We start from the raw sequence: 22,437 nt of genomic DNA, 5'->3' as shown, positions 1-22,437 counted from the left end.
GGCGTGGCAGACACAGCGCGGCGACAATGCACCGACCCGAGCGGGCACCGCGCCCGGCCCGCGTGCCGGGCGCAGCACCCGTCACGGGTCACTACAGCGAACGGGCCTGGCGCTGAAAGCGCGGAATCTGCAGCCCCAGGCTCTCGCGCAAGGTCGAGCCCTCATAGGCGGTGCGGTACACCCCGCGCGCCTGCAACAGCGGCACCACGTGCTCGGTGAAGCGCCGGAACTGCGCCGGGTGGCCAATGTAGATGTTGAAGCCGTCCAGCGCGCGCGCCTCGAACCACTCGGTCATCTTCGCCGCCACCGTTTCGGCAGATCCCACGAACGCGCCGGGGCGCAACTGGCGGCCGAACTCCACGGCCTGGCGCAGGCTGAAGCCTTTGTCCCGTGCCTGATCGGCAATGCGCTTGGCGTTGGTGAAGAAACTGCTGCGGGCGAACTCCAGGCTTTGCTGCGGGAACGGCGCATCCAGGTCGTACTGGCTGAAATCGTGCCAACCGAAGTTACGCCCGAACTCCTTGAGCGCCAGCTCGAAACTGTGATCGGCCTGGTGGTAGTGACGCTCGATTTCGCGGGCGTGCGCATCGTTATCGCCCACGTAGATTTCCGCCCCAGGTAACACCAGCAGCTGCTCGGGGTCGCGGCCCAGGCGGGCGGCGCGGGCCTTGATGTCTCGATAGAACGCCTGGCCTTGCTCGATGCTGGCGGCATGGGTGAACACCACATCCGCCGTGGCAGCGCCAAGGTCGCGGCCTTGCTCGGAATCGCCGGCCTGGAAGATCACCGGCTGGCCCTGCGCCGAGCGCTGCAGGTTGAGCGGGCCGACCACCGAGAAATGCTCGCCCTTGTGGTTGAGCGCGTGCAGCTTGGCAGGATCGAGGAAGCGGCCGCTGGCGCGGTCGCGGGGGAAGGCGTCTTCTTCATACGAGCGCCACAGGCCCTGCACCACCTGCACATGTTCCTGCGCACGGGCGTAGCGGGTGTCGTAATCATAGTGCTCGTCGAGGCCGTAGTTGCCGGCGGTGCCGGCGTCGCCGCTGGTGACCACGTTCCAGCCCGCGCGGCCCTTGCTGATCAGGTCGAGCGAGGCGAGCCGGCGGGCGACGTTGAACGGCGCGTTGTAGGAGGTGGTCAGCGTACCGACCAGGCCGATGTGCCGCGTGCTGACGGCCAGGGCCGAAAGCAGCGTCAAAGGCTCCAGCCGATTGAGGTAATGCGACGGCGAACCCGGTGTGATGAACTGGCTGTCGACGATGAACAGCAGGTCGAACAGCGCAGCTTCGGCTTGCCGGGCGATGTCGATGTACCAGTCGACATTGACGCTGGCATCGGCCGGCAGCTCGGGGTCGAGCCAGAGGTTGTGCCGGCCTGGGCCACCACAGCCCATGGTCAGGGCGCCGAGTTTGATTTGACGTTTAGGCATGAACAGTCCTTGAGAGCGTGGTGAAGCCTTCAGCGCTGGCTGACGCTGGCCGGGCTGAAGGCCGAGCCAAACGAGGTATCGAACAGGGTTTGCGCCGAGTAGGCCTTGATCAGCCCGAGCCCGGCGAAGAAGTCGACGGTTTTCTGCGCGTCGACCACCACCTGCGGGGTCAGCGGCGCCAGGTCGGTGCGTGCCCTGGCGAACCAGGCGCGGGCGATGTCGCGGTCGGCGCGGGTGCGCTCGGACCAGGCATCGGCATAGGCTTCGGTGTTGGCCGGATCACTAAGAGTCCAGTCTCGGGCGGTTTTCAGGCGCTGGAGAAAATCGGCGATCTGCGCGCGCTTTTCTTCCACCGACTTGCTGTTGGCCACCACGAAGCTTTGCGCGGGAATCACCCCTTCGGCGGTTGCCAGCACCCGGGCGCCTTGGCGTTCCTGCTGGGTGACGTAGGGCTCCCAGGTGGCAATCACGTCCACCGAACCGCCTTCCAGGGCATGCGAGGCGTCCAGCGCACTGAGGTAGCGCAGCTCGAGGGCATCGCGGGGCACGCCGGCTTTGTCGAGCGCACTGAACAGCAACTGCTGGCTCCACGAGCCCTTCCAGATGGCCGCACGTTTGCCGCGCAGGTCTTCGAGGCTGTGGATCGGCGAATCCTTGCGCGCGAGGATGGCCACCCCTTCGAGGTTCTGCCGGCTCACCGCGATCACCTTGATCGGTGCGCCCAAGGCGCCGAGAAACAGCGGCGGAGCATCGCCTAGCAGCCCGACATCGAGGCTGCCGACGTTGAGCGCTTCGGCCACCGGTGAGCCTGCGGTGAACTGCTTCCACTCAAGGGTGTAAGGCAGGTCCTTGAGCACGCCTGCGGCTTCCATGACAGCGCGGGCGTTGTAGCTCTGATCTCCAACTACCAGGGTTTGCGCGGCGGCGGCAAGGCTGAAGGTGGTGGCTAGCACGGTGGCGGCCAGATAAGTGAAATAGCGCACGTGGGTCTCCTGATCGCCCAAAGGCGGATGAGGCGATCCGCCCGTGCGGTCTCGTCTGGAAAGGTATATAGCCGTAAGGCATTGAATGAAGCTTTTTTATAAACTAATTCATGTCATGGGCGCTGTGAAATGCGCGTTGGGCATAACCTAATGCGCTTTTTGCTTGGGCCAAGGCTGGCAGGTCCAGCGCCTTAGTAAATACGTCTTACGCATATTAGCTTATGACTATTTTGCATTTATGGAATGACCCCGGGTTTGTTAGGGTGCCTGCAACGCCGCCTACCGAGCCCTGCCCATGACCCCGTTTCCGCAACCCCACCGCTTGCGCCAGTTCATCGAGCGCCTGGCCGCTGTAATCGATGAACAGCCGGGCGAAGCCGCCCTCATCGATCAGGGCCAGCGCCTGTTGGCCCAGCTGGTGGCCCACGACGACTGGCTACCGGACGAGCTTGCCCAGCCTGACCCCGAGCGCTATCAGCAGTACCTGCTGCACTGCGACTCGCGCCAGCGCTTTTCGGTGGTGAGCTTTGTCTGGGGCCCTGGGCAGCAGACCCCGATTCACGACCACCGGGTCTGGGGGCTGATCGGCATGCTGCGCGGCGCCGAGCTTTCGCAGGCTTTCGTGCGCGATGGCCAGGGAAGACTCGTGCCGCAGCACGCCCCGGTGCGGCTGGCCCCCGGCCAGGTCGAGGCCGTTTCGCCACGGGTGGGAGACATCCACCAGGTCAGCAATGCGCTGCAGGATCAGGTCTCGATCAGCATCCATGTCTATGGCGGCAACATCGGCGCGGTCAAACGCGCCGTCTATGCCGAAGACGGCCGCGAAAAACCGTTCATTTCCGGTTACTCCAACACCCACCTGCCCAACCTCTGGGACCTGTCCAAAGAGAACCCGACCCCATGAGCAACCTCACCACCCGCCGCTATGTCGATATTCGCCGTGCGCTGCTGGCCAGGGAAGAGCTGGCCTTGATCGACTTGCGCGAAGAGGATCCGTTTGCCCAAGCGCATCCGTTGTTCGCGGCGAACGTTGCGCTGTCGAAACTGGAGATCGAGATCTTCGCCCGCGTGCCACGGCGCGACACCGCCATCACCGTGTATGACGACGGCGAAGGCCTTGCAGCGATCGGTGCGCAGCGCTTGCTGGCCCTGGGTTATCGCGATGTGGCCGTGCTCGAAGGGGGCCTGGCCGGGTGGCGCGCGGCAGGTGGCGAGCTGTTCCGTGACGTCAACGTGCCGAGCAAAGCCTTCGGCGAACTGGTCGAGAGCGTGCGCCACACCCCGTCTTTAAGCGCCGAGCAGGTCAAGGCATTGCTCGACGAGCAAGCCGATGTCGTGGTGCTCGACGCCCGCCGTTTCGACGAATACCAGACCATGGGCATTCCCGGCGGTGTCAGCGTGCCGGGCGCCGAACTGGTGCTGCGGGTCGCCGAGCTGGCGCCAGACCCGGCGACCCAGGTGATCGTCAATTGCGCCGGCCGCACGCGCAGCATCATCGGCGCCCAGTCGTTGATCAACGCCGGCATTGCCAATCCGGTGGCCGCGCTGCGCAACGGCACGATCGGCTGGACCCTGGCCGGCCAGGCGTTGGCCCACGGCCAGGCGCGCCAGTTCAGCGCTGTCAGCGACAGCACTCGCAGCGCAGCCGCGCACAAGGCCCGCGCCGTCGCCGCGCGCGCCGGGGTGCAGCGCATTACCCGTCATGGGCTGGCCGAGTGGCAAGCCGATACGGCGCGCACGACTTACCTGTTCGATGTGCGCACGCCCGAGGAGTACAGCGCCGGCCACCTGCCCGGCAGCCGCTCCACCCCGGGCGGGCAACTGGTGCAGGAAACCGACCATTTCGCCAGCGTGCGCGGCGCGCGCCTGGTGCTGGTGGACGACGACGGGGTGCGCGCCAACATGAGCGCCTCCTGGCTGGCGCAAATGGGCTGGCAGGTGGCGGTAGTCGACGCACTGGTCGCCACCGACTTCGTCGAGCAAGGCGACTGGCAGCCCCCCCTGCCCGAGGTGCCTGCAGTGACCGAGATCAGCGTTGAGCAACTGGCCACCTGGCTGCGCGAAGACGGCACCGTGGTGCTGGACTTCACCACCAGCGCCAATTACGTCAAACGCCACCTGCCCGGCGCCCACTGGGCCATCCGCGCCCAGTTGCCCGCCGCGCTGGAGCGTCTGCCCCACGCCGAGCGCTATGTGCTGACCTGCGGCAGCAGCCTGCTGGCCCGCTTCGCCGCCCACGACCTGCAGGCGCTGACCCCTACGCCGGTGTACGTGCTTGAAGGCGGCACCGCCCGCTGGATCGACGCGGGTCTGCCGCTGGAGCACGGCGAGCGTCGTCTGGCTGTGCCGCGCAGCGATCGCTACCGGCGCCCTTATGAAGGCACGGACAACCCGCGCGAGGCGATGCAGGGGTATCTGGAGTGGGAATTCGGCTTGGTCGCGCAGTTGGCGCGCGATGGCACGCATGGGTTTGCCGTGGCGTGAAGGGGGACCTCTGGTTTCGGGGTCGAGGCCGCTGGGTGCAGGAGCGTGCGTGCGAAGCGGACGTTCCTGCACCCAGGCAGCGATCCCGCCATGCCGCGCCAAGCCCTGAACCGCTGTGATGGGCGCGGCCGGTTGACGACCACGCCAACGCGCCCTGCAGGGCTTGTTGCGCAGCCAACGGCAGGTGCTGGCGCAGACCACCGTGACCACGATGAGCGGGTGCTACTGAGCAAAACGCTGGAAACCCTCACGTGTCCACGTGCGGCTTCGTCGCCAAGCGCCCGCGCTGCTCGAGACGCGCTTTGACCTTATAGAACGCCCAGTTGTAGATCATGGTGTACGGCAGAATCAGCACAAAAAAGCCGATTTCCATCACAAAGGCCTGCAGCAGGCTGATGCTCAGCATCCAGGCCACGACCGGCAGACACAGCATGATGATGCCGACCTCGAAACCGATACCGTGCAAGGCAAACGCGCCGAACTTCCATTGCGAACGGTCGGCGCCCACATATCGATCAACCATCACGTTGTAGACAACGTTCCAGGCCATGGCCATGCACGACAGGGTCACGGTAACGGCACCTGCAGTGGCGATGGGTTTGTCCATGACCCACGCCATCACCGGCGCCAGCAACAACACTGCAAAGGCTTCATAGCCAACCGTATGCGCAACGCGCACGCGTACACTGGTGGATGTTGCATTCATGTGAGCACACCGTATTGGACTGACAGGCTGTACATGCTCGTTGATAGAACAGATGATTGAAACATAGCTCCTATCGGTTTTATCAATAGATGAAGTACTCACCCGAATCCCTGGTCGCTTTCGTCGAGTCCGCTGCGCAAGGCTCATTTTCGGCGGCGGCACGCAAGCTGAAGAAAAGTCAGTCGACCATCAGCATTTCGATTGCCAACCTGGAGGCCGACATCGGCTGCGAGCTTTTCGATCGCAGCGGCAGGCAACCGGTACTCAACGATGCCGGTCAGCTCGTTCTGGGTTACGTTCAGGCCATCCTGACCGCCAGTGACAAGCTCGACGCCTTGGCGGTCCGGTTGTCCTCTGCGACCGAGCCACTGGTCACCGTGGTGATGACCGACATGTACAGCGTGTCGTTCCATGGTGAGATGATCGCCCGATTCGAGGGCAGTTTCCCGTTTACCGAACTGCGGTGCGGCCCTTCGGAGGATGCCGACGTCATACAGTTTGTCCAGACAGGCCAGGCCAATATCGGCATTCTCGCCGCGCAACCGGTGTATCCGGCCGATATCGTGGTGGCCAGGCTACCCAGGCAATCCGAGTTTGGCGTCTACGTCGGCGCCGACCACGCACTCGCGACCTGTGCCAAGGTGCACGCAGGCCAACTGGAAACTGAACGGCAGTTGTATATCAAGACCTATGCGCCCAGCATCAAGCGAAGCAACGGCCAGGCCTGGTCGGCGCCCGATTACTTGAACCTCATCGAGTTCGCCAGTCGCGGCTTTGGCTGGGCTGAATTGCCCAGGGCAATGGTTGAAAAGTTCGGGAAAGGTTTGGTCGAGCTTAAGATTGCGGGCTACCCGCGCCGCGTGGATGTCGACATCGTCTGGTCGCGCCACACGCCGCCGGGCCCCGCTGGGCAGTGGCTGGTCCAGCAGTTGCTGGAGGAGCCGGGGCCTGACTGACGCGGCTTGGAGCACCATCTACTCGTGCACGCTGATGCGAAATCATCGGCACGACAGGACCCTGCGGGGTGTTTTATGCAGCGACCCATTGGCAGGCACGCCAACTCATCGATCATCAGGAAGGCAGAACATGTACCGCTGGATAACCAAGGGACTCTTTGCGGGTGCGATCGCGACCGTGTGTGCTGGCTGCGCGTCCTATTCCTCCGAACCGCCCATCAGCGAACCCGTCGGGGCTGCAGGCAAAGAACAGATCGCCAGCTTCACGTACGCAGTGGACTCACCCTGGAAAAACAGTCGCTTCGAAAAGGACGCATACGCCGCGACGGTGGAAATCATCCCAGAGGCGCACGCTGTCGGCCCAACATCGGCAACAGCGCCCCTGCCTACCTTGGCGATAAAAATCACGCAGGCATCATCGGGCGGCGCTTGCGGGCAAGATTACCTGACGGGCTTGAGTCTTGGCTTGATTCCCACCTGGTGCACCCGCCCAGGCCTTTACACGTTCCATTTCGTCTTGAACAAGGCGCACGGCGTTTGCCGACAAACGACCTATTCACTGAGCTCCACGTCATACGCCCATCTCACGTTGATTCCCTTTGCGTTGTTCAGTGCGAACAATCAGCCATTGACGCTCTACCAGGCCGCGCTGAGAAGCTTCCTGCAGAGCGCTCAGTGTTCAACGTAATGAGGTGAAGACATATCTTGGGGGCTGTCTGCATCTGGCCGAACGCTGGGTGCGCAAGCCAGGCTCTGTATGAATGAACCTTCTCAGCACTCATGCGAGTCGGAGAACCGCTGACCCAGCACCGCTGATCGTCAGTACCGCGACAACGCTCGAGGCATGCGCAAAAATCTGCCTGGCCCTTTCAAGTTTCAGGCAGGACCGCCGATGCGTATGTCTAGAGTCTGTATGGAACGTCTTGAGACGAAGCTCAGGCAAGGGAAAACAGGCGGGGCGTCTCGCTGAGGATCAGCCGCATGCTCGACCGTCATGAAGGACGTGAGCACTGCGCCGGGAGCACCTCGCTGGAGCCGTTTCGCTGGAAGCGCCTCGCCAAAGGCGCCGCCGACCAGGCGTTCCACTTGTTTTCAACGCCGTCTGGCCGCATGTCGAGGTTTTTCGTACTGAGCCTTGACGACGTGTGTACATTCAAACGGCCTAGCGCCCACGCCAGTGCGTTCACCACGGTCCCTGCCAAGGCCTGTAACAAACCTCTCGACGTGCCCAACCGCCTATTGCCCCGCTAGCGTGCCCAGGACCGTTTCATGCCCCGCGACAAAGCCGACCGCCATGACCTGTATGCCACCCTCGGCCTGACGGCGGCCGCCACTGATGCGCAGGTCAAAGCCGCTTACCGTCGTCGTGCCATGGACCTGCACCCGGATCGCAACCCCGGCCGAGACACCACGCCTGAGTTTCAACGCTTGAACGAAGCGTACTCGGTGCTCTCCACCCCGGCACGGCGCGCTGAATACGACAGGGCCACGCACTACAAAGCCGCCCCTGACGCGGCGCCTGACGCCGCCACCACCTCGTTCCCCGCACCCGTCACGTGCATGGGCTGCGCCAAAGTGTCAGCGCAACCGAGGGTAGTGATATTTCGTGCGGTAAAGAGCCTGGTGCTGGTCAGCTACCGCCGCACCATCACGGGTGTGTACTGCAGCGACTGCGCGCAGAAGCAGGCGCTAAAAGCGTCGGCGAGCACCTGGCTGCTGGGCTGGTGGAGTGTGCCTTGGGGCCCGATCTACACCGTGCAGGCGCTGGTGATCAACCTGTTGGGTGGCACCCAGCCGCCGCTGGAAAATGCGCGGATGCTGGCGCATCAGGCAGCCTACTTCTACGCCACCGGCCGGCCGGACCTGGCTCAGTCGCTGGCCCTGCGTGCGCTCGAGTTCGCCAACAAGATTCCCAGCCCGCTCAGCCGCCGCGACACCACGCGGCTCGAGAAAGCCACCCTGATCGGCAATCTGCAAGTGTTCATGCGCGAGCTGGGCCAGAAGAGCCAACCCAAACAACTGAAAAACAGCTGGAGCCTGTTTCATAAACGCTTCTTCGTGCAGGCCGGCGCCTTGGTGGCCCTGTTGACAGGCATCGGGACGGCGGTGGTCAACACCGCGTTCTGGCATGACACCGCGCCGCAGATCCTGGTGCCCTCCTCGGCACCGCCGTTTGCAATGCACTGGCCCGCCGCAACCCCCAAGGCTGCGTATGTCCGGCCTGAGACTGCACCGAACGGGCGGCCGTGGCCGACCACTGCCGGCTATTTGGCCGGTGTAGCGCAGTCGTTCAATACAGGCCTGTCGGAAGTCACCATCGACAATTCCAAGAACAGCGCCGACGTGTTCCTGAAAGTGGTCGCCCTGCAAGGGGCCGCTGCCACACCGGTCAGGCAAGTGTTCGTCCCGGCCTATGGTCAGTTCGTGATCAAAAAGCTCGTGCCGGGCGCTTATGACATCCGCTATCGCGCCCTGGATACCGGCGAGTTGTCGCGTGCAGGGCCTATACAGCTGCACCAGACCACCACCTCCCGCGGAACCGAATACAGCCTGGTCACCGTGACGCTGTACAAAGTTGCCAGCGGCAATACGGCGAGCAAGGCGCTTTCGGAAGACCAGTTCTGAACGGGGCGATACGGCCAGCCATGACGACCCGCACAGTGATGACGGTGACCCAGCGCTTTGTGCACCGCGAGCGCAGCTTGGCGCTGTAGCGGTTAATGCAGACGCGGCGCTTTGAGGGCCGGCCTGCCAGCGCAGACCCTGGCAGGTCCTGGCAACCTGCACTGAGCGTAGTGTACGGGCTCCATTGCACGGGTTTGATCCGGATTCAGTACCCGGGCCGCACTCCCTGGCCCAAGCAGCGCACTCCTCCTCCAGCATCGCCGCTCATGGCTCGACCCGCTTGAGCGCATTCAACAGGGCCAGGAGTTGCTCAAGCTTGTCGGCCCCGAACTGCGCCTGGATCTTGGCATAGTTGGCCTCCATGCCACCGCGCATGGCGTCGAAGCACGCCTGGCCGGCGTCAGTCAGGGTGACGAACATCCGCCGCTGATCCTCGACCCCCTTACGTCGGCTCACCAGGCCATCGCGCTCCAGCCGCGCAAGCACCCCAGTCATGCTCGGTTTGAGGATGCAGGCCAGGTGCGCCAACTGGTGGCTTTCCAGCTCCCCTTGCTGATGCAGGATGCGAACCACCCGCCATTGCTGCTCGGTCAGGCCGTGTTCATTGAGCAGCGGTCTGAAAAAGGCCATTGCCGCCTCACGGGCCTGCAACAGGCTCAGGGTGAGCGAGGGGTGGGTCTGGGTCATGGGGAAAGCCTGCAGTTGAGTCCGAGCCACTCAGATTAGGGGGGTCAGTCGCTGCCGACAACCGCTCCAGCCCATGGAAAGTGCAATCTGTTCCACGGAAAACCCATTCAAGGGACGCCGCCAAGCTGCGAGCATCATTGGCAAATAATGACAACGCTCGCAACAACGCTCGCAGGTACGCTCCGTGCCCCACTCACTGCAACGCCGACTGTCGCTGCCGATAGTCGCCTGGGGTCAGCCCTGCATAACGATTGAAGAAGCGACTGAAATAGGCCGGGTCCTTGAACCCGAGCTGGTAGCAGATTTCGTTCACCGAGCTGGCCGAGAACAGCAGCAGGCGTTTGGCCTCCTGCATCAGCCGCTCCAGCACCAGGCGTTTGGAGGGCAAATCGGCAATGCGTCGACAGATGTCGTTGAGCCGCGCCTCGGTCACACCTATTTGCGCGGCGTAATGCGCCAGCGGCCAGTGCTCAAGGTAGTGATCCTCGATCAGGGCATTGAAGCGGTGGAAGATCTTCAAGTCTTCATGCCGGGCCGGTGTGGCCTCTCGCGAGTTCGGGCTCAGGCGCAGCAGGCTGATCATGATCAGTCGGGTCAGCGACTGCAGCGCCGCATCGCGCCCCGGTGCCGGGCTGGCAAATTCCTCGCTGAGCGCCTCCAGCCACCGCTCCAGCCGCACACCCTCGGCCTGATCGGCCGCAGGCAGCTTGGCCAGCACCACGCAGGCCGGGTGCACTTGCAGGCCGGCCGGCACCAGGCTGGGGTCCGATTCGATCAACTGCCACACCAGGTGCTGACGCACGGTCAGCACATGGCCGTCGCTCTGCGGCTCGGTCACGAACGAGTGGGTCACGGTCGGCGGCGTCAGGAAGAACATCGGCCCCGATTCGATGAACTGCTGGTCGTCCAGGTACACCCGCACCGTGCCGGACTTGACGTAATGCATCTGGAAGAAACGGTCATGGCGGTGCACCGGCATGTTGCGACCGAAAAAACCAGCCAGGTTGCCGAGCCGGTCGTAGTGCACCTCGCTGTCGCTGTAGCGCTGGTCGTAGACCTGGCCGATGTTGATGTTGGGAATGGGAGTGCGGTTGCTCATTGCGGCATGTCCACCAGGTGCGTGAGCCAATGTGCCATGCCGCTGAAGCGCCCACAACAGGGGCAGTACACAGCAAGCCTTGACCATCGTTAACATATTAACTATAACATTAACACATTAACGAATCAGGCGGATCGACCGAGCTTCACCCGCCCTATCAGGAGAAAACCATGAGCCATGCGTTGCATGACGCTGCCCACGGCACCGTGTTCGGCGTCGCGCTGAACTACAACGGTCTGCTGCAGCAGCGTCTGGCCGAATTCGAGCAGCCGCCCTATAAGCAGGCGCCGATCAAGCCGGTGCTGTTCATCAAGACCCCCAACACCCGCAACGCCCACGGTGGCCAGGTTGTTCAACCCCGTGGCGAGCGCCTGCAACCGGGCCCGGCACTGGGCGTGGTGATCGGCAAGGATGCGACCCGCGTCAGTGCTCAAGAGGCCCTGGCCCACGTGGCCGGCTACACCATCGTCAACGAATTCAGCTTGCCGGAAGACAGCTACTACCGCCCGGCAGTCAAGGCCAAGTGCCGTGACGGCTTCTGCACCATCGGCCCCGATCTGGTGCCCGTGGCGGCGATTGCCGACCCCCACCAGCTGACCTTGAAGCTCTACGTCAACGGCGCCGTCGTGCAAGAAAACACCACGGCCAACCTGGTGCGCAGCATTCCCCAGTTGATCGCTGAACTGAGCGAGTTCATGACCCTGCACGCAGGCGACGTGCTGATCACCGGCACCCCGGAAGGCCGGGTCGACGTCAAGCCAGGCGACCACGTCGAGGTCGAAATCACCGGGTTGGGCCGCCTGGCCAACAGCATCGTTGCCGAGACGGAGGAACAGGCATGAAACACGCACGCATTCGCCATGAAGGCGTCATTCACGCGGTCACCGTCGAAGCCGACGACGCCGTGCGCCTGGCCGACGGCCGCCTGCTGGCCGAGGATCAGGTCGAGTGGCTGCCACCGGCCACCGGCAGCATGTTCGCCCTCGGTTTGAACTACGCCGACCACGCCCGCGAACTGGCCTTCGCCCCGCCCACCGAGCCCCTGGCGTTCATCAAGTCGCCGGGCACCTACACCGGGCACAAGCAAACCAGCTGGCGCCCGGATGGCATCGCCTACATGCACTACGATTGCGAGCTGGTGGCGGTGATCGGCAAACCGGCGAAAAACGTCAAGCGCGAGGACGCGCTGGATTACGTGGCCGGCTACACCGTGTGCAACGACTACGCCATCCGCGACTACCTGGAAAACTACTACCGCCCCAACCTGCGGGTGAAGAACCGCGACGCCACCACCCCGGTCGGCCCGTGGATCGTCGATGCCAGCGACGTGCCGGATGTCAGCAACCTGACCCTGCGCACCTGGATCAACGGTGAGCTGAAACAGCAAGGCACCACCGCAGACATGATCTTCGACATTCCACACCTGATCGAATACTTCTCCAGCTTCATGACCCTGCAACCGGGCGACATGATCGCCACCGGCACCCCTGAGGGCCTGGCTGACGTGGTCCCGGGCGATGAAGTGGTGGTGGAAGTCGAGGGCGTGGGCCGGCTGGTCAACTGCATCGTCAGCGAAGCTGACTTCTTCAAGAACGACAAGGCGTAGGCAGCATGATCAAGCACTGGATCAACGGCCGTGAGGTCGAGAGCAAAGACACTTTCATCAACTACAACCCCGCCACTGGCGAGGCCATCGGTGAAGTCGCCAGCGGCGGTGCCGAAGAAGTTGCCCAGGCCGTGGCGGCCGCCAAGGACGCCTTCCCGAAGTGGGCCAACACCCCGGCCAAAGAGCGTGCGCGCCTGATGCGCAAGCTCGGTGAGCTGATCGAGCAGAACGTGCCGAACCTGGCCGAGCTGGAAACCCTCGACACCGGCCTGCCGATCCACCAGACCAAGAACGTGCTGATTCCGCGTGCTTCGCACAACTTCGACTTCTTCGCCGAAGTCTGCACGCGCATGGACGGCCACAGCTACCCGGTCGATGACCAGATGCTCAACTACACCCTGTACCGGCCGGTCGGCGTGTGTGGCCTGGTGTCGCCATGGAACGTGCCGTTCATGACCGCCACCTGGAAAACCGCGCCGTGTCTGGCGCTGGGCAACACCGCGGTGTTGAAGATGAGCGAGCTGTCGCCCTTGACCGCCAACGAGCTGGGCCGCCTGGCGGTCGAAGCCGGCATTCCCAACGGGGTGCTGAACGTGGTCCAGGGCTATGGCGCGACCGCCGGCGACGCACTGGTGCGCCATCCGGATGTGCGCGCGATTTCCTTCACCGGCGGCACCGCCACCGGTCGCAAGATCATGCAGACCGCTGGCCTGAAGAAATACTCGATGGAGCTGGGCGGCAAGTCTCCGGTGTTGATCTTCGAAGACGCCGACCTGGATCGCGCCCTAGACGCCGCGCTGTTCACCATTTTCTCGTTGAACGGCGAGCGCTGCACCGCCGGCAGCCGTGTGTTCATTCAGGAAAGCGTGTACCCGCAGTTCGTTGCCGAGTTCGCGGCACGGGCCAAGCGCCTGATCGTCGGTGACCCGACCGATCCGAAGACCCAGGTCGGCTCGATGATCACCCAGGCGCATTACGACAAGGTCACCGGTTACATCAAGATCGGCATGGAAGAAGGCGCACGCCTGGTGGCCGGTGGCCTGGAGCGCCCAGCGGGCCTGCCGGCGCACCTGGCCAAAGGTCAGTTCATCCAGCCCACGGTGTTCGCCGACGTGAACAACACGATGCGCATCGCCCAGGAAGAAATCTTCGGCCCGGTGGTGTGCCTGATCCCGTTCAAGGACGAAGCCGAGGCGCTGCAACTGGCCAACGACACCGAATATGGCCTGGCTTCCTACATCTGGACTCAGGACATCGGCAAGGCCCATCGCCTGGCGCGTGGCATCGAGGCTGGCATGGTCTTCATCAACAGCCAGAACGTCCGCGACCTGCGCCAGCCGTTCGGCGGCGTGAAAGGTTCGGGCACCGGCCGCGAAGGCGGTCAGTACAGCTTCGAGGTGTTCGCCGAGATCAAGAACGTGTGCATTTCCATGGGCAGCCACCCCATCCCACGCTGGGGGGTGTAAAGCAGCATCGCCCTGGGATGGCGAATCGCGCGCTGTGGAGCAGCAAGCGCTGCAGCTACCCAGGGGGCTGCGCCGTCCACCGCGACTGAAGCCGCTCCAACAGGTCGCTTTCCAATCAGAAGGCTACACGCAATCTTGCAGGAGCGAGTTCAGTCGCGATGGGGTGCGAAGCAGCCCCAACAGCCCCCATCGCGCTCAACCGGGCACGACACGTTGCTTGCATCAGGACCGCTCCGCCGCCCTGCGCGGCTGGACCGAACCGCTGGACCGCCGGCGGGCACAGGCACTTCAACAGCTTTTAGAACAACATCCTCTAACCGGAGATTCCCATGGGCAACGTCGCTCTGGCTGCCAAGATCACCCATGTACCGTCGATGTACCTGTCCGAACTGCCTGGCCCGCGCCACGGCTTTCGCCAGGCGGCCATCGACGGGCATTACGAGATCAGCCGTCGCTGCCGCGAGCTGGGCGTCGACACCATTGTGGTGTTCGACACCCACTGGCTAGTCAACGCCAATTACCACGTGCTGTGTGGCCCGCATTTCGAAGGCGTGTACACCAGCAACGAACTGCCGCACTTCATCAGCAACATGCCATACGCCTTCCCCGGCAACACCGAGCTTGGCCTGCTGCTGGCCGAGACCTGCAATCAGTTCGGTGTCGAGACCATGGCCCACCATGCCACCACCCTCGGCCCGGAATACGGCACCCTGGTGCCCATGCGCTACATGAACCAAGACCAGCATTTCAAGGTGATTTCGGTCTCGGCGCTGTGCACCTCGCACTACCTGGCCGACAGCGCCCGCCTCGGCTGGGCCATGCGCAAGGCCGTGGAAGACCACTACGACGGCACCGTGGCGTTCCTGGCCAGCGGCTCGCTGTCACACCGTTTCGCCCAGAACGGCCAAGCGCCGGACTTTGCCACCAAGGTCTGGAGCCCGTTTCTGGAAACACTCGACCACCGCGTGGTGAAAATGTGGGAAAACGCCGAGTGGGCCGAATTCTGCGGGATGCTGCCTGAGTACGCTGCCAAAGGTCATGGCGAGGGCTTCATGCACGACACTGCGATGCTGCTCGGCGTACTGGGCTGGTCGCACTACGACGGCAAGGCCGAGGTGGTGACGCCCTATTTCGGCTCCTCCGGCACCGGCCAGATCAACGCGATCTTCCCGGTCACCGCCCAGGACGGCTCGGCGATTCCGCCCGCTCAGGCCACCAACCTGGCCGGCGTGGCGTCCACCAGCCGCCTCTGATATCCAGGCCGGGCCGCGTCTGGCGGCCTGGCGCCCTCGCCCCACGGAGGTCCTCCATGCCACACCTGGTTCTGCTCTACACCCCTGACCTGGAAACCGAGGCTGATGTTCCGGGCCTGTGCCGCGCCCTGGCCGACTGCATGCTTGAACAACGCGACGAGGCTGGCAACGCGGTGTTCCCCACCGGCGGCACCCGCGTGCTGGCCTACCCGGCTGCGCACTGCGCGGTGGCTGACGGCAAAGGTGACTACGGCTTCCTCTACGCCAACCTGCGCATGGGCAGCGGCCGCAGCCCCAGCGTGCACCAAACCGTCGGCGACAACCTGCTGCAAGTGCTCAAGCAGCGCCTTGACCCGCTGCTGCAACAGCGCCCGATCGGCATCACCCTGCAGATCGACGAGAGCGCCCAGCAGGTGTACGACGCCAAGCACAGCACGCTGCATCCGCTGTTCAACCGTCCGGTGTAAGCACGGCAACACCGCCCGCCTCGCCCTATAAGAATAAGTACGAACATCATGAACACACTCGATGCTGCTTCGCGGCCTCCAAGCCACGCCGAACTTGCTGCCAGCACGCACCGCACGGTGACCTGGCGGCTGATGCCGCTGCTGCTGGTCTGCTACCTGTTCGCCCACCTCGACCGCATCAACATTGGTTTTGCCAAGATGCAGATGAGCCAGGACCTGCACCTGTCTGACACGGTGTATGGCCTGGGCGCCGGCCTGTTTTTCATCGCGTATGCGCTGTTCGGCGTGCCCAGCAACCTGATGCTCGATCGCGTCGGGCCGCGGCGCTGGATCGCCTGCCTGATGGTGGTGTGGGGGTTGCTGTCGACCAGCATGCTGCTGATCGAAACCAGCCAGGCGTTCTACCTGCTGCGCTTTGCCCTGGGCGCGGCTGAAGCCGGCTTCTTCCCCGGCATCCTGGTGTACTTGAACCGCTGGTACCCGGCCGGCCGCCGGGCGCAGGTCACTGCGCTGTTCGCCATTGCCGTGCCGCTGGCCGGCGTGGTCGGCGGGCCGGTGTCAGGCGCGATTCTGGCGTTCCTGCACGACGCCGGCGGGCTGCGCGGCTGGCAGTGGATGTTTCTGCTCGAAGGCGCGCCCGTGGTGGTGCTTGGCCTGGTGGTGCTGGCCGTGTTGCCGGAGCGCTTCGAGCAGGTGCGCTGGTTGAGTGATCAGCAAAAAGCCGCCCTGCACGCCCAGTTCGGCACCGAGGAACAGCGCAAGACCGTCACCTCGCTGCGCGGCATCGTCGCCAGCCCGGCCATCTGGCTGCTGGTGGCGGTGTACTGCGCGGTGATGCTGGCGGTGAATACGCTGGCCTTCTGGATGCCCAGCTTGATCCACACCGCCGGCATTGGCAGCGATGCCAACGTCGGCTTGCTCAGCGCCGTGCCGTACCTGGCGGGTTGCGCGTTCATGCTCGCCTGCGGGCGCTCCAGCGACCGCCAGCGCGAGCGCCGCTGGCACCTGTGCGTACCGCTGCTGATGGCTGCCAGCGGCATCGCCATCGCAGGCCTTGCGCCCGAGCAAGCCTGGCCCGTGCTGGCCGGGCTGGTGCTCGCCGGCATGGGCGCCAGCGCCGCGCTGCCGATGTTCTGGCAGTTGCCGCCAGCGTTTCTGAACACGCGCACCCAGGCGGCGGGCATCGCCTTGATCAGCTCACTGGGCAGCATCGCCTCGTTCGCAGCGCCCTATTTCATCGGTTGGGTGCGCGACACCACCCACAGCGCCAGCCTTGCGCTCTACGCCCTCGCCGTCTTCATCGCCCTCGGCGGGCTGCTGGTGCTGCGCACCCGGGCCGCCCTCGTCAATCCTTGAACACAGAGACCTTGACCATGCTTGATAACACGCTCATCCAACAGGCCGCCGAGCGCCTGGACAACGCTGAACGCTCCCGCGAGCAAATGCGCCAGTTCTCCCTCGACCACCCGAGCATAACCCTCGAAGACGCCTACGCCATTCAACGCGCCTGGGTGGCCAAGAAGATCGCCGGCGGGCGCAAGCTGGTCGGCCATAAAATCGGCCTGACTTCGCGTGCCATGCAGGTGTCGTCGAACATCACCGAGCCCGACTACGGCGCCCTGCTCGACGACATGCTGTTCGACGAAGGCACTGATATTCCGTTCGATCGTTTCATCGTGCCGCGGGTCGAGGTAGAGCTGGCGTTCATTCTGGGCAAGCCGCTCAAAGGCCCGAACGTCACGGTATTCGACGTGCTGGACGCCACCGAATGGGTGATCCCGGCCCTGGAAATCATCGATGCACGTATCCAGCAGGTCGACCCGCACACCCAAGTGACGCGCAAAGTGTTCGACACCATCTCCGACAACGCCGCCAACGCCGGTGTGGTAATGGGCGGGCGCGCGGTGCGCCCCACCGAGATCGACCTGCGCAAGGTGCCGGCGGTGCTGTACCGCAACGGCGTGATCGAAGAGTCCGGGGTCAGCGCCGCAGTGCTCAACCACCCGGCCAAGGGCGTGGCCTGGCTGGCCAACAAGCTGGCAGCCTATGACGTGACACTGCAACCTGGGCAGATCATTCTCGGCGGCTCGTTCACCCGCCCAGTGGCCGCGCGCCCGGGCGACACGTTCCATGTCGACTACGACATGCTCGGCTCGATCGCTTGCCGTTTCGTTTGAGGAGCTGACCATGGACATGCCCATCAACCTTTTCAAACAGCGCCTGCGCAGCGGTGAGGCGCAGATCGGCTTGTGGCTAGGCCTGGCCGACGCCTACTGCGCCGAACTGGCCGCCAATGCCGGCTTCGACTGGCTGCTGATCGACGGCGAGCACGCCCCGAACGACCTGCGCGGCATGCTCGCGCAGTTGCAGGCGGTGGCGCCCTACGCCAGCCAGGCAGTGATTCGCCCGGTGATCGGTGACACGGCGCTGATCAAGCAGGTGCTCGACATCGGCGCGCAGACCCTGCTGGTGCCGATGGTGGAAAGCGCCGAGCAGGCGCAGCAGATGGTCAAAGCGGTGCACTACCCGCCGACCGGCGTGCGCGGTGTGGGCAGCGCCCTGGCGCGTGCGTCGCGCTGGAACAGCATCCCCGGCTACCTGGACCACGCGGACGCGCAGATGTGCCTGCTGGTGCAGATCGAGAACAAGCAAGGCCTCGCCAACCTGGATGCGATTCTGGCGGTCGAGGGCGTCGATGGCGTGTTCATCGGCCCGGCCGACCTCAGCGCTGCCATGGGCCACCGGGGCGACCCTGGCCATCCGCAGGTGCAGGCGGCCATTGAAGACGCCATCGTACGGATCGTGGCGGCGGGCAAAGCGGCAGGGATTCTCAGCGCGAATCAGAAACTGGCGCGCCGCTACATCGAACTGGGCGCAGCCTTTGTGGCGGTGGGCGTCGACACCAGCGTGCTGATGCGTGGCCTCAGCGACCTGGCGGGCGCGTTCAAGGGCACGCCTGCGGTCAGTACAGCGGGCGGTAGCGTCTACTGATTCTGCTGCAACGCTGGACCTGAAAACGGCGCCTCATGGGCGCCGTTTTCAGGTCTGGCTGACGGTCAGACCTTGATCAACGCCTTGAGCACGGTCTTGAATGTCTCCAGTTGCTCGCCGCTGAACTGCCCGAACACGGTGTCTTGCTGCTCGCGGGCGATGGTCCAGAGCGCTTCGGTTTGATCCACGCCTTTGACGGACAGGCGCACGCGGCCGTCGTCATCGGCGATCAGCCCTTTGCGCTTGAGGTTGGCGACGGCTTCCTCGATTTCAAGCGCGGGCATCGCCACTTCGCGCTGCAGCTGGTTCAGGCTCAAACCGGCGTCGTTTTCCAGCACCATCAGCATGCGTGCTTCGCTGGTGCGCAGGCCGGTGCACAGCTGGCGCGGCTGGTAGTCGGCCTGGTAGGCACGCAGCGCCTGAGTCATGAGGTAGTAGAGGTTGTGCTGCAGGCGGCCCTGGAAGTGGCTGCTCGGCGCCTGGCCCTCGGCCGGCTGGGTCATGCGGGTATGTGGCAGGACCATGGAGTACGCACCCTGGTGGTACAGCAGCGGCGAGCGGCCGAAATCATCGAAGGCCACGACCTTGCCGACCAGAATCCAATGGTCACCGCCATCGAGCTGCTGGTATTTCTCGCACTGGAACCGCGCCGCGCAGTCGAGGAACAACGGTGCACCGCCCGCGCCTTCTTCAACGTCGATCCCTGCGAAACGGTCTTCCTTGGGGCGGGCGAAGTTGTTCGACAGGTCGATCTGGTCAGCGGCCAGGATGTTCACGGCAAAATGCGAGGCTTGCTCGAACACTTCATGGCTGGTGGAGCGTTTGTCGATGCTCCAGAGGATCAGCGCCGGGTCCAGCGACACCGAATTGAAGCTGTTGGCGGTCACGCCCACCTTGCGCCCGCTGGGGCCGGCAGCGGTGACCACGGTCACGCCCGTGGCGAAATTGCCCAGCGCACGGCGGAACGCGCGGGTGTCGAAATCAGCGGTTGGGGTTGAATCGGACATGCAAGACTCCCAAGCAGGCCGGGCGGCCTGCCGTGTTCGTTATTGTGTTTGTGCGGGGAATGGGGCGACTGGCGGCTCAGACCATCGACGGATCCGGCTCCAGGCCCATCAGCTCACGGCCGAGGATCTGCGCGCAGACGTCGTAGTCGGTGTAGGCATGCGCACCGGTCATGTGCGAGTCGCGCAGTAGCCGCTGCATTTCATTGGACTCGAACCAGGCGCCGCCGCCGGCAGCTTCCATCAGACGGTCGACGGCCTGGATGCACATTTTCACCGCATAGCCCTGGTTGGTACGCCAGAACGCCAGGGTGCCGCGCGACGGGTAGTGGTGGCGCTCGCTGTAGTCGGCGATTTCGTTCCAGCTCTTTTCCAGCAGTGCGCGGGCGGCGGCCACTTGGTGAGTGGACTCGGCCAGGCGCATCAGCGCCGGAGTGGCGGCGCCCACGGCGGCGCCGGTGTAGGCACGCACGCGGTTGCGGGTCTTCTCGCGGAACGCTTCGAGCATGCGCTCGGCAATGCCCAGGCTGACGGTGGAGAAACCGCTGGCGAAGTACGGGCGGTATGGCGAGTAGAAGATCTCGCTGTCGGGGTAGAGGCCATAACCTGCCGAGGTGCCTTCCATCATGTCCTTGGCTTTCTGGATGCGGTGTTCGGGCACGAACGCGTCGCGCACGATCAGGGTCTTGCTGCCACTGCCGCGCATGCCTACGGCATACCAGTCGTCACGGATCTCGTAGTCGCTGCGTGGCAGCACGGCGAAGCAGTAGTCCTGGCTGCCTTCGGCGTTGGGGCGGCGGAAGCCGAGAATGGCCCACTCGGCGTGGTCGCAGCCCGAGCTCCAGCCCATCTCGCCGCTGAAGGTCACCCCGCCTTCGGTTTCCACGGTGCGGCCAAACGGCGCGATGCTGCTGCTGGCGGTGGCATCCGGGTCATTGCCCCAGACATCGTGCTGCAGTTTGGCCGGGAACATGGCCATCTGATGGCTGTGCGTGCACAGCAGGCTCATGGCCCAGGCGGTGCTGGCGCAGGCACCGGCCAGCAGCGCAATGCATTCGGCGAACTGCGGCAGGGACATTTCCAGGCCACCGTAAGGCTTGGGCAGAAACGCGCGGTGCAGGCCGATGCTTTTCAGCAGCGCGATGTTGTCTGCCGGCACGCTGCGTTCCTGCTCGGCGGTGAAGGCGTTGGCGGCGATCGTCGGCAGAACGGCCTTGAGGTCTTCCAGCAAGGGATTGGGCTTTTTCATGAACGGTCTCTTTATTATTGGATGACCCATAGGGCGCCGGGACATCGCGACCGGCAGCCGGTGGGTCTCGATGACGCGTTCAGTATGTGGCGGCAGACGGGACCGAGAAATGCACGTTACAAGGGGAACATTGTACTTTCCATGGCTTCGCCGCACGGGCCTGACGCAAGTGATTGACCCCTGCCGCAGTGACCACCACAATCGCTGCCGAACCGCGCGCGGCCCGCCCGCGCCCTTGACGGAGTCACTGCATTGAAAGCGCTTTCCCCATCGGCGGCACGGGTGTGCGAGGCGGCCATCGGCCATTTCGCTGTTTATGGCTACGACGCGTCCTCACTCAATGAGATTGCCCAGCTGGCGGGTATGCGCAAGGCGTCGCTGTACGCGCACTTCGTCAACAAGGACGCCTTGTTCGTCGCCGCCTTCGAGCGCGCGCTGGCAGCAGAGGCCAGCGTTGTCGACGCGGCTTTTCGCCAGGAGGCCACCGCCACGCTCGCACCCGGCCATGGGCTGGTACTGACCCTGCCCGAGCGCTATGAGGCCTCGGACAACCTGCGCCTGATCCTGCGCACGGCGTTCCTGCCGCCGACCGACGTCAAGCGTTCGGTCACGACCAGCTTCGAGCGCTACCTGGACGGCATCCGAGACGGCTTCTGCCAATCGCTGCGCAGCCGCTTCGAGTGGGCGCAGCGCGATGCAGCGCGGGTGGAGGTGTACGCCGATGCGTACCTGGGGATCATCGACAGCCTGCACGTCGAGCTGATGTACGCCGACCTCACCGTGTATGCCCGGCGCGCGGCATCGCTGCTGAAGATCCTCGATGATTCCCTGTCGCTGAACCGCTAGGGGCTGTTTTCAGCACAGCCTGGCCAGGCTTGGGGGCCGTTCGTGCAGCGGCCAAGGCGCCTCAGGGTTTGACCTTTTTCATTTCATCGAGCAGTTGCATCAGGTGCTGCAGTTTTTCTTCACCGAACTGCTGCTGGATACTGGCGTAATTACGGCCCATCTCCTCGCTCATGGCCAGGAACACCTGCTGGCCCTTGACCGTGAGGTTGATGAACACGCGGCGCTGATCTTCCGCGGATTTTCGCCGCGCAACGATGCCATCGCGCTCCAGGCGCTTGAGTACGCCGCTCATGCTGGGCTTGAGAATGCACGCCAGTTCCGCAAGCCGGTGGCTTTCCAGCTCACCTTGCTGACGCAGGATGCGAATCACCCGCCACTGTTGCTCGGTCAGGTCGTGGGCGTTCAGCGCCGGACGGAAAAAGGCCATGGTGGCTTCGCGGGCCTGAAGCAAGGTCAGCGTCAGGGAGGGTCTGGGTGTGGTCATGCGGTCCTGGAACATCGTGGATGAAAACGGGCGGAGGAGTATGCCAGCCCGCGCTCATTAATACATTAACCAATGAGTCGGCGCTGACTCGCCACGGAGTGTCCG

Annotated in this window: 23 protein-coding genes; 15 read left to right on the top strand and 8 right to left on the bottom strand. The window is 64.1% G+C overall.

Features of this window, described 5'->3' with window-relative positions; all coding sequences use genetic code 11:
- Window positions 1-91: 91 nt before the first annotated feature.
- Window positions 92-1,426, bottom strand: a complete 1,335-nt coding sequence (locus SJI00_RS08875; protein WP_322461358.1) for an LLM class flavin-dependent oxidoreductase — start codon at window positions 1,424-1,426, stop codon at window positions 92-94.
- A gap of 29 nt (window positions 1,427-1,455) precedes the next feature.
- Window positions 1,456-2,409 carry an ABC transporter substrate-binding protein gene (locus tag SJI00_RS08870; RefSeq protein WP_322461357.1) on the bottom strand — a complete coding sequence of 318 codons (954 nt, stop codon included), beginning with the start codon at window positions 2,407-2,409 and terminating at the stop codon, window positions 1,456-1,458.
- Window positions 2,410-2,704: 295 nt separating this feature from the next.
- On the opposite strand from SJI00_RS08870, the gene SJI00_RS08865 reads away from it, so the two are divergent.
- Window positions 2,705-3,313: a cysteine dioxygenase family protein gene (locus SJI00_RS08865; protein WP_322461356.1), complete on the top strand. Its 609-nt coding sequence runs from the start codon at window positions 2,705-2,707 to the stop codon at window positions 3,311-3,313.
- The gene (locus SJI00_RS08860) at window positions 3,310-4,893 is read left to right on the top strand and encodes a rhodanese homology domain-containing protein (RefSeq protein ID WP_322461355.1); all 1,584 of its coding nucleotides are present in this window, start codon (window positions 3,310-3,312) and stop codon (window positions 4,891-4,893) included. The genes SJI00_RS08865 and SJI00_RS08860 overlap by 4 nt, the downstream gene beginning before the upstream one ends.
- A 247-nt stretch (window positions 4,894-5,140) precedes the next feature.
- On the opposite strand, the gene SJI00_RS08855 is transcribed toward SJI00_RS08860, so the two are convergent.
- On the bottom strand, window positions 5,141-5,599 hold the full coding sequence (locus SJI00_RS08855; protein WP_322461354.1) for a PACE efflux transporter: 459 nt from the start codon (window positions 5,597-5,599) through the stop codon (window positions 5,141-5,143).
- An 89-nt stretch (window positions 5,600-5,688) separates the two neighbouring features.
- On the opposite strand from SJI00_RS08855, the gene SJI00_RS08850 reads away from it, so the two are divergent.
- The 4 genes from SJI00_RS08850 to SJI00_RS08835 all read left to right on the top strand — a co-directional run bounded on the left by SJI00_RS08850 (window position 5,689) and on the right by SJI00_RS08835 (window position 9,180).
- Window positions 5,689-6,555, top strand: a complete 867-nt coding sequence (locus SJI00_RS08850; protein ID WP_322461353.1) for a LysR family transcriptional regulator — start codon at window positions 5,689-5,691, stop codon at window positions 6,553-6,555.
- Window positions 6,556-6,685: 130 nt separating this feature from the next.
- Complete coding sequence (locus SJI00_RS08845) at window positions 6,686-7,243, top strand: hypothetical protein (RefSeq protein ID WP_322461352.1); 558 nt, start codon at window positions 6,686-6,688, stop codon at window positions 7,241-7,243.
- Between the two features lie 293 nt (window positions 7,244-7,536).
- A complete protein-coding gene (locus SJI00_RS08840) occupies window positions 7,537-7,806 on the top strand; it encodes a hypothetical protein (protein WP_322461351.1) in 270 nt (89 codons plus the stop codon).
- Between the two features lie 18 nt (window positions 7,807-7,824).
- Entirely contained in the window at window positions 7,825-9,180 is a 1,356-nt protein-coding gene (locus SJI00_RS08835; RefSeq protein ID WP_322461350.1) for a J domain-containing protein, read from the top strand.
- 264 nt (window positions 9,181-9,444) lie between these two features.
- On the opposite strand, the gene hpaR (SJI00_RS08830) is transcribed toward SJI00_RS08835, so the two are convergent.
- Together hpaR (SJI00_RS08830) and hpaA are read right to left on the bottom strand one after the other, a co-directional pair.
- Entirely contained in the window at window positions 9,445-9,867 is a 423-nt protein-coding gene (gene hpaR, locus SJI00_RS08830) for a homoprotocatechuate degradation operon regulator HpaR (RefSeq protein WP_322461349.1), read from the bottom strand.
- Between the two features lie 193 nt (window positions 9,868-10,060).
- Complete coding sequence (gene hpaA, locus SJI00_RS08825; protein ID WP_322461348.1) at window positions 10,061-10,966, bottom strand: 4-hydroxyphenylacetate catabolism regulatory protein HpaA; 906 nt, start codon at window positions 10,964-10,966, stop codon at window positions 10,061-10,063.
- A gap of 170 nt (window positions 10,967-11,136) precedes the next feature.
- Here hpaA and SJI00_RS08820 point away from each other — a divergent pair, with 170 nt between their 5' ends.
- From SJI00_RS08820 to hpaI, 8 genes are all read left to right on the top strand, one after another.
- A complete protein-coding gene (locus SJI00_RS08820) occupies window positions 11,137-11,808 on the top strand; it encodes a fumarylacetoacetate hydrolase family protein (RefSeq protein ID WP_322461347.1) in 672 nt (223 codons plus the stop codon).
- Window positions 11,805-12,572 (top strand): fumarylacetoacetate hydrolase family protein, encoded by a 768-nt coding sequence (locus tag SJI00_RS08815; RefSeq protein WP_322461346.1) that lies wholly within the window; start codon window positions 11,805-11,807, stop codon window positions 12,570-12,572. Before SJI00_RS08820 ends, SJI00_RS08815 begins: the two co-directional genes overlap by 4 nt.
- Window positions 12,573-12,577: 5 nt before the next feature.
- On the top strand, window positions 12,578-14,038 hold the full coding sequence (gene hpaE, locus SJI00_RS08810) for a 5-carboxymethyl-2-hydroxymuconate semialdehyde dehydrogenase (RefSeq protein ID WP_322461345.1): 1,461 nt from the start codon (window positions 12,578-12,580) through the stop codon (window positions 14,036-14,038).
- A 329-nt stretch (window positions 14,039-14,367) separates the two neighbouring features.
- Window positions 14,368-15,291 carry a 3,4-dihydroxyphenylacetate 2,3-dioxygenase gene (gene hpaD, locus SJI00_RS08805; protein ID WP_322461344.1) on the top strand — a complete coding sequence of 308 codons (924 nt, stop codon included), beginning with the start codon at window positions 14,368-14,370 and terminating at the stop codon, window positions 15,289-15,291.
- 56 nt (window positions 15,292-15,347) lie between these two features.
- A complete protein-coding gene (locus tag SJI00_RS08800) occupies window positions 15,348-15,758 on the top strand; it encodes a 5-carboxymethyl-2-hydroxymuconate isomerase (protein WP_322461343.1) in 411 nt (136 codons plus the stop codon).
- A gap of 48 nt (window positions 15,759-15,806) precedes the next feature.
- Window positions 15,807-17,114 (top strand): MFS transporter, encoded by a 1,308-nt coding sequence (locus SJI00_RS08795; protein ID WP_322461342.1) that lies wholly within the window; start codon window positions 15,807-15,809, stop codon window positions 17,112-17,114.
- A gap of 17 nt (window positions 17,115-17,131) precedes the next feature.
- Complete coding sequence (gene hpaH / locus SJI00_RS08790) at window positions 17,132-17,935, top strand: 2-oxo-hept-4-ene-1,7-dioate hydratase (RefSeq protein ID WP_322461341.1); 804 nt, start codon at window positions 17,132-17,134, stop codon at window positions 17,933-17,935.
- Window positions 17,936-17,945: 10 nt separating this feature from the next.
- Window positions 17,946-18,749: a 4-hydroxy-2-oxoheptanedioate aldolase gene (gene hpaI / locus SJI00_RS08785; RefSeq protein WP_322461340.1), complete on the top strand. Its 804-nt coding sequence runs from the start codon at window positions 17,946-17,948 to the stop codon at window positions 18,747-18,749.
- A gap of 65 nt (window positions 18,750-18,814) precedes the next feature.
- Here the strand turns inward: hpaI and SJI00_RS08780 are convergent, their stop codons facing one another.
- Both SJI00_RS08780 and SJI00_RS08775 read right to left on the bottom strand, forming a co-directional pair.
- Window positions 18,815-19,756 (bottom strand): p-hydroxyphenylacetate 3-hydroxylase reductase component, encoded by a 942-nt coding sequence (locus tag SJI00_RS08780; protein ID WP_322461339.1) that lies wholly within the window; start codon window positions 19,754-19,756, stop codon window positions 18,815-18,817.
- 76 nt (window positions 19,757-19,832) lie between these two features.
- Entirely contained in the window at window positions 19,833-21,002 is a 1,170-nt protein-coding gene (locus SJI00_RS08775; protein WP_322461338.1) for a p-hydroxyphenylacetate 3-hydroxylase oxygenase component, read from the bottom strand.
- A gap of 252 nt (window positions 21,003-21,254) precedes the next feature.
- Between SJI00_RS08775 and SJI00_RS08770 the strand changes: the two genes are divergently transcribed.
- Window positions 21,255-21,848, top strand: a complete 594-nt coding sequence (locus SJI00_RS08770) for a TetR/AcrR family transcriptional regulator (RefSeq protein ID WP_322461337.1) — start codon at window positions 21,255-21,257, stop codon at window positions 21,846-21,848.
- A 61-nt stretch (window positions 21,849-21,909) separates the two neighbouring features.
- Here the strand turns inward: SJI00_RS08770 and hpaR (SJI00_RS08765) are convergent, their stop codons facing one another.
- Entirely contained in the window at window positions 21,910-22,332 is a 423-nt protein-coding gene (hpaR, locus tag SJI00_RS08765) for a homoprotocatechuate degradation operon regulator HpaR (RefSeq protein ID WP_322461336.1), read from the bottom strand.
- Window positions 22,333-22,437 lie beyond the last annotated feature (105 nt).

The organism is Pseudomonas gebzensis (assembly GCF_034427815.1).
Taxonomy (GTDB): Bacteria; Pseudomonadota; Gammaproteobacteria; order Pseudomonadales; family Pseudomonadaceae; genus Aquipseudomonas.
Note: the sequence above shows the minus strand (reverse complement) of the source record. Positions and strands in the feature narration are given on the sequence as shown.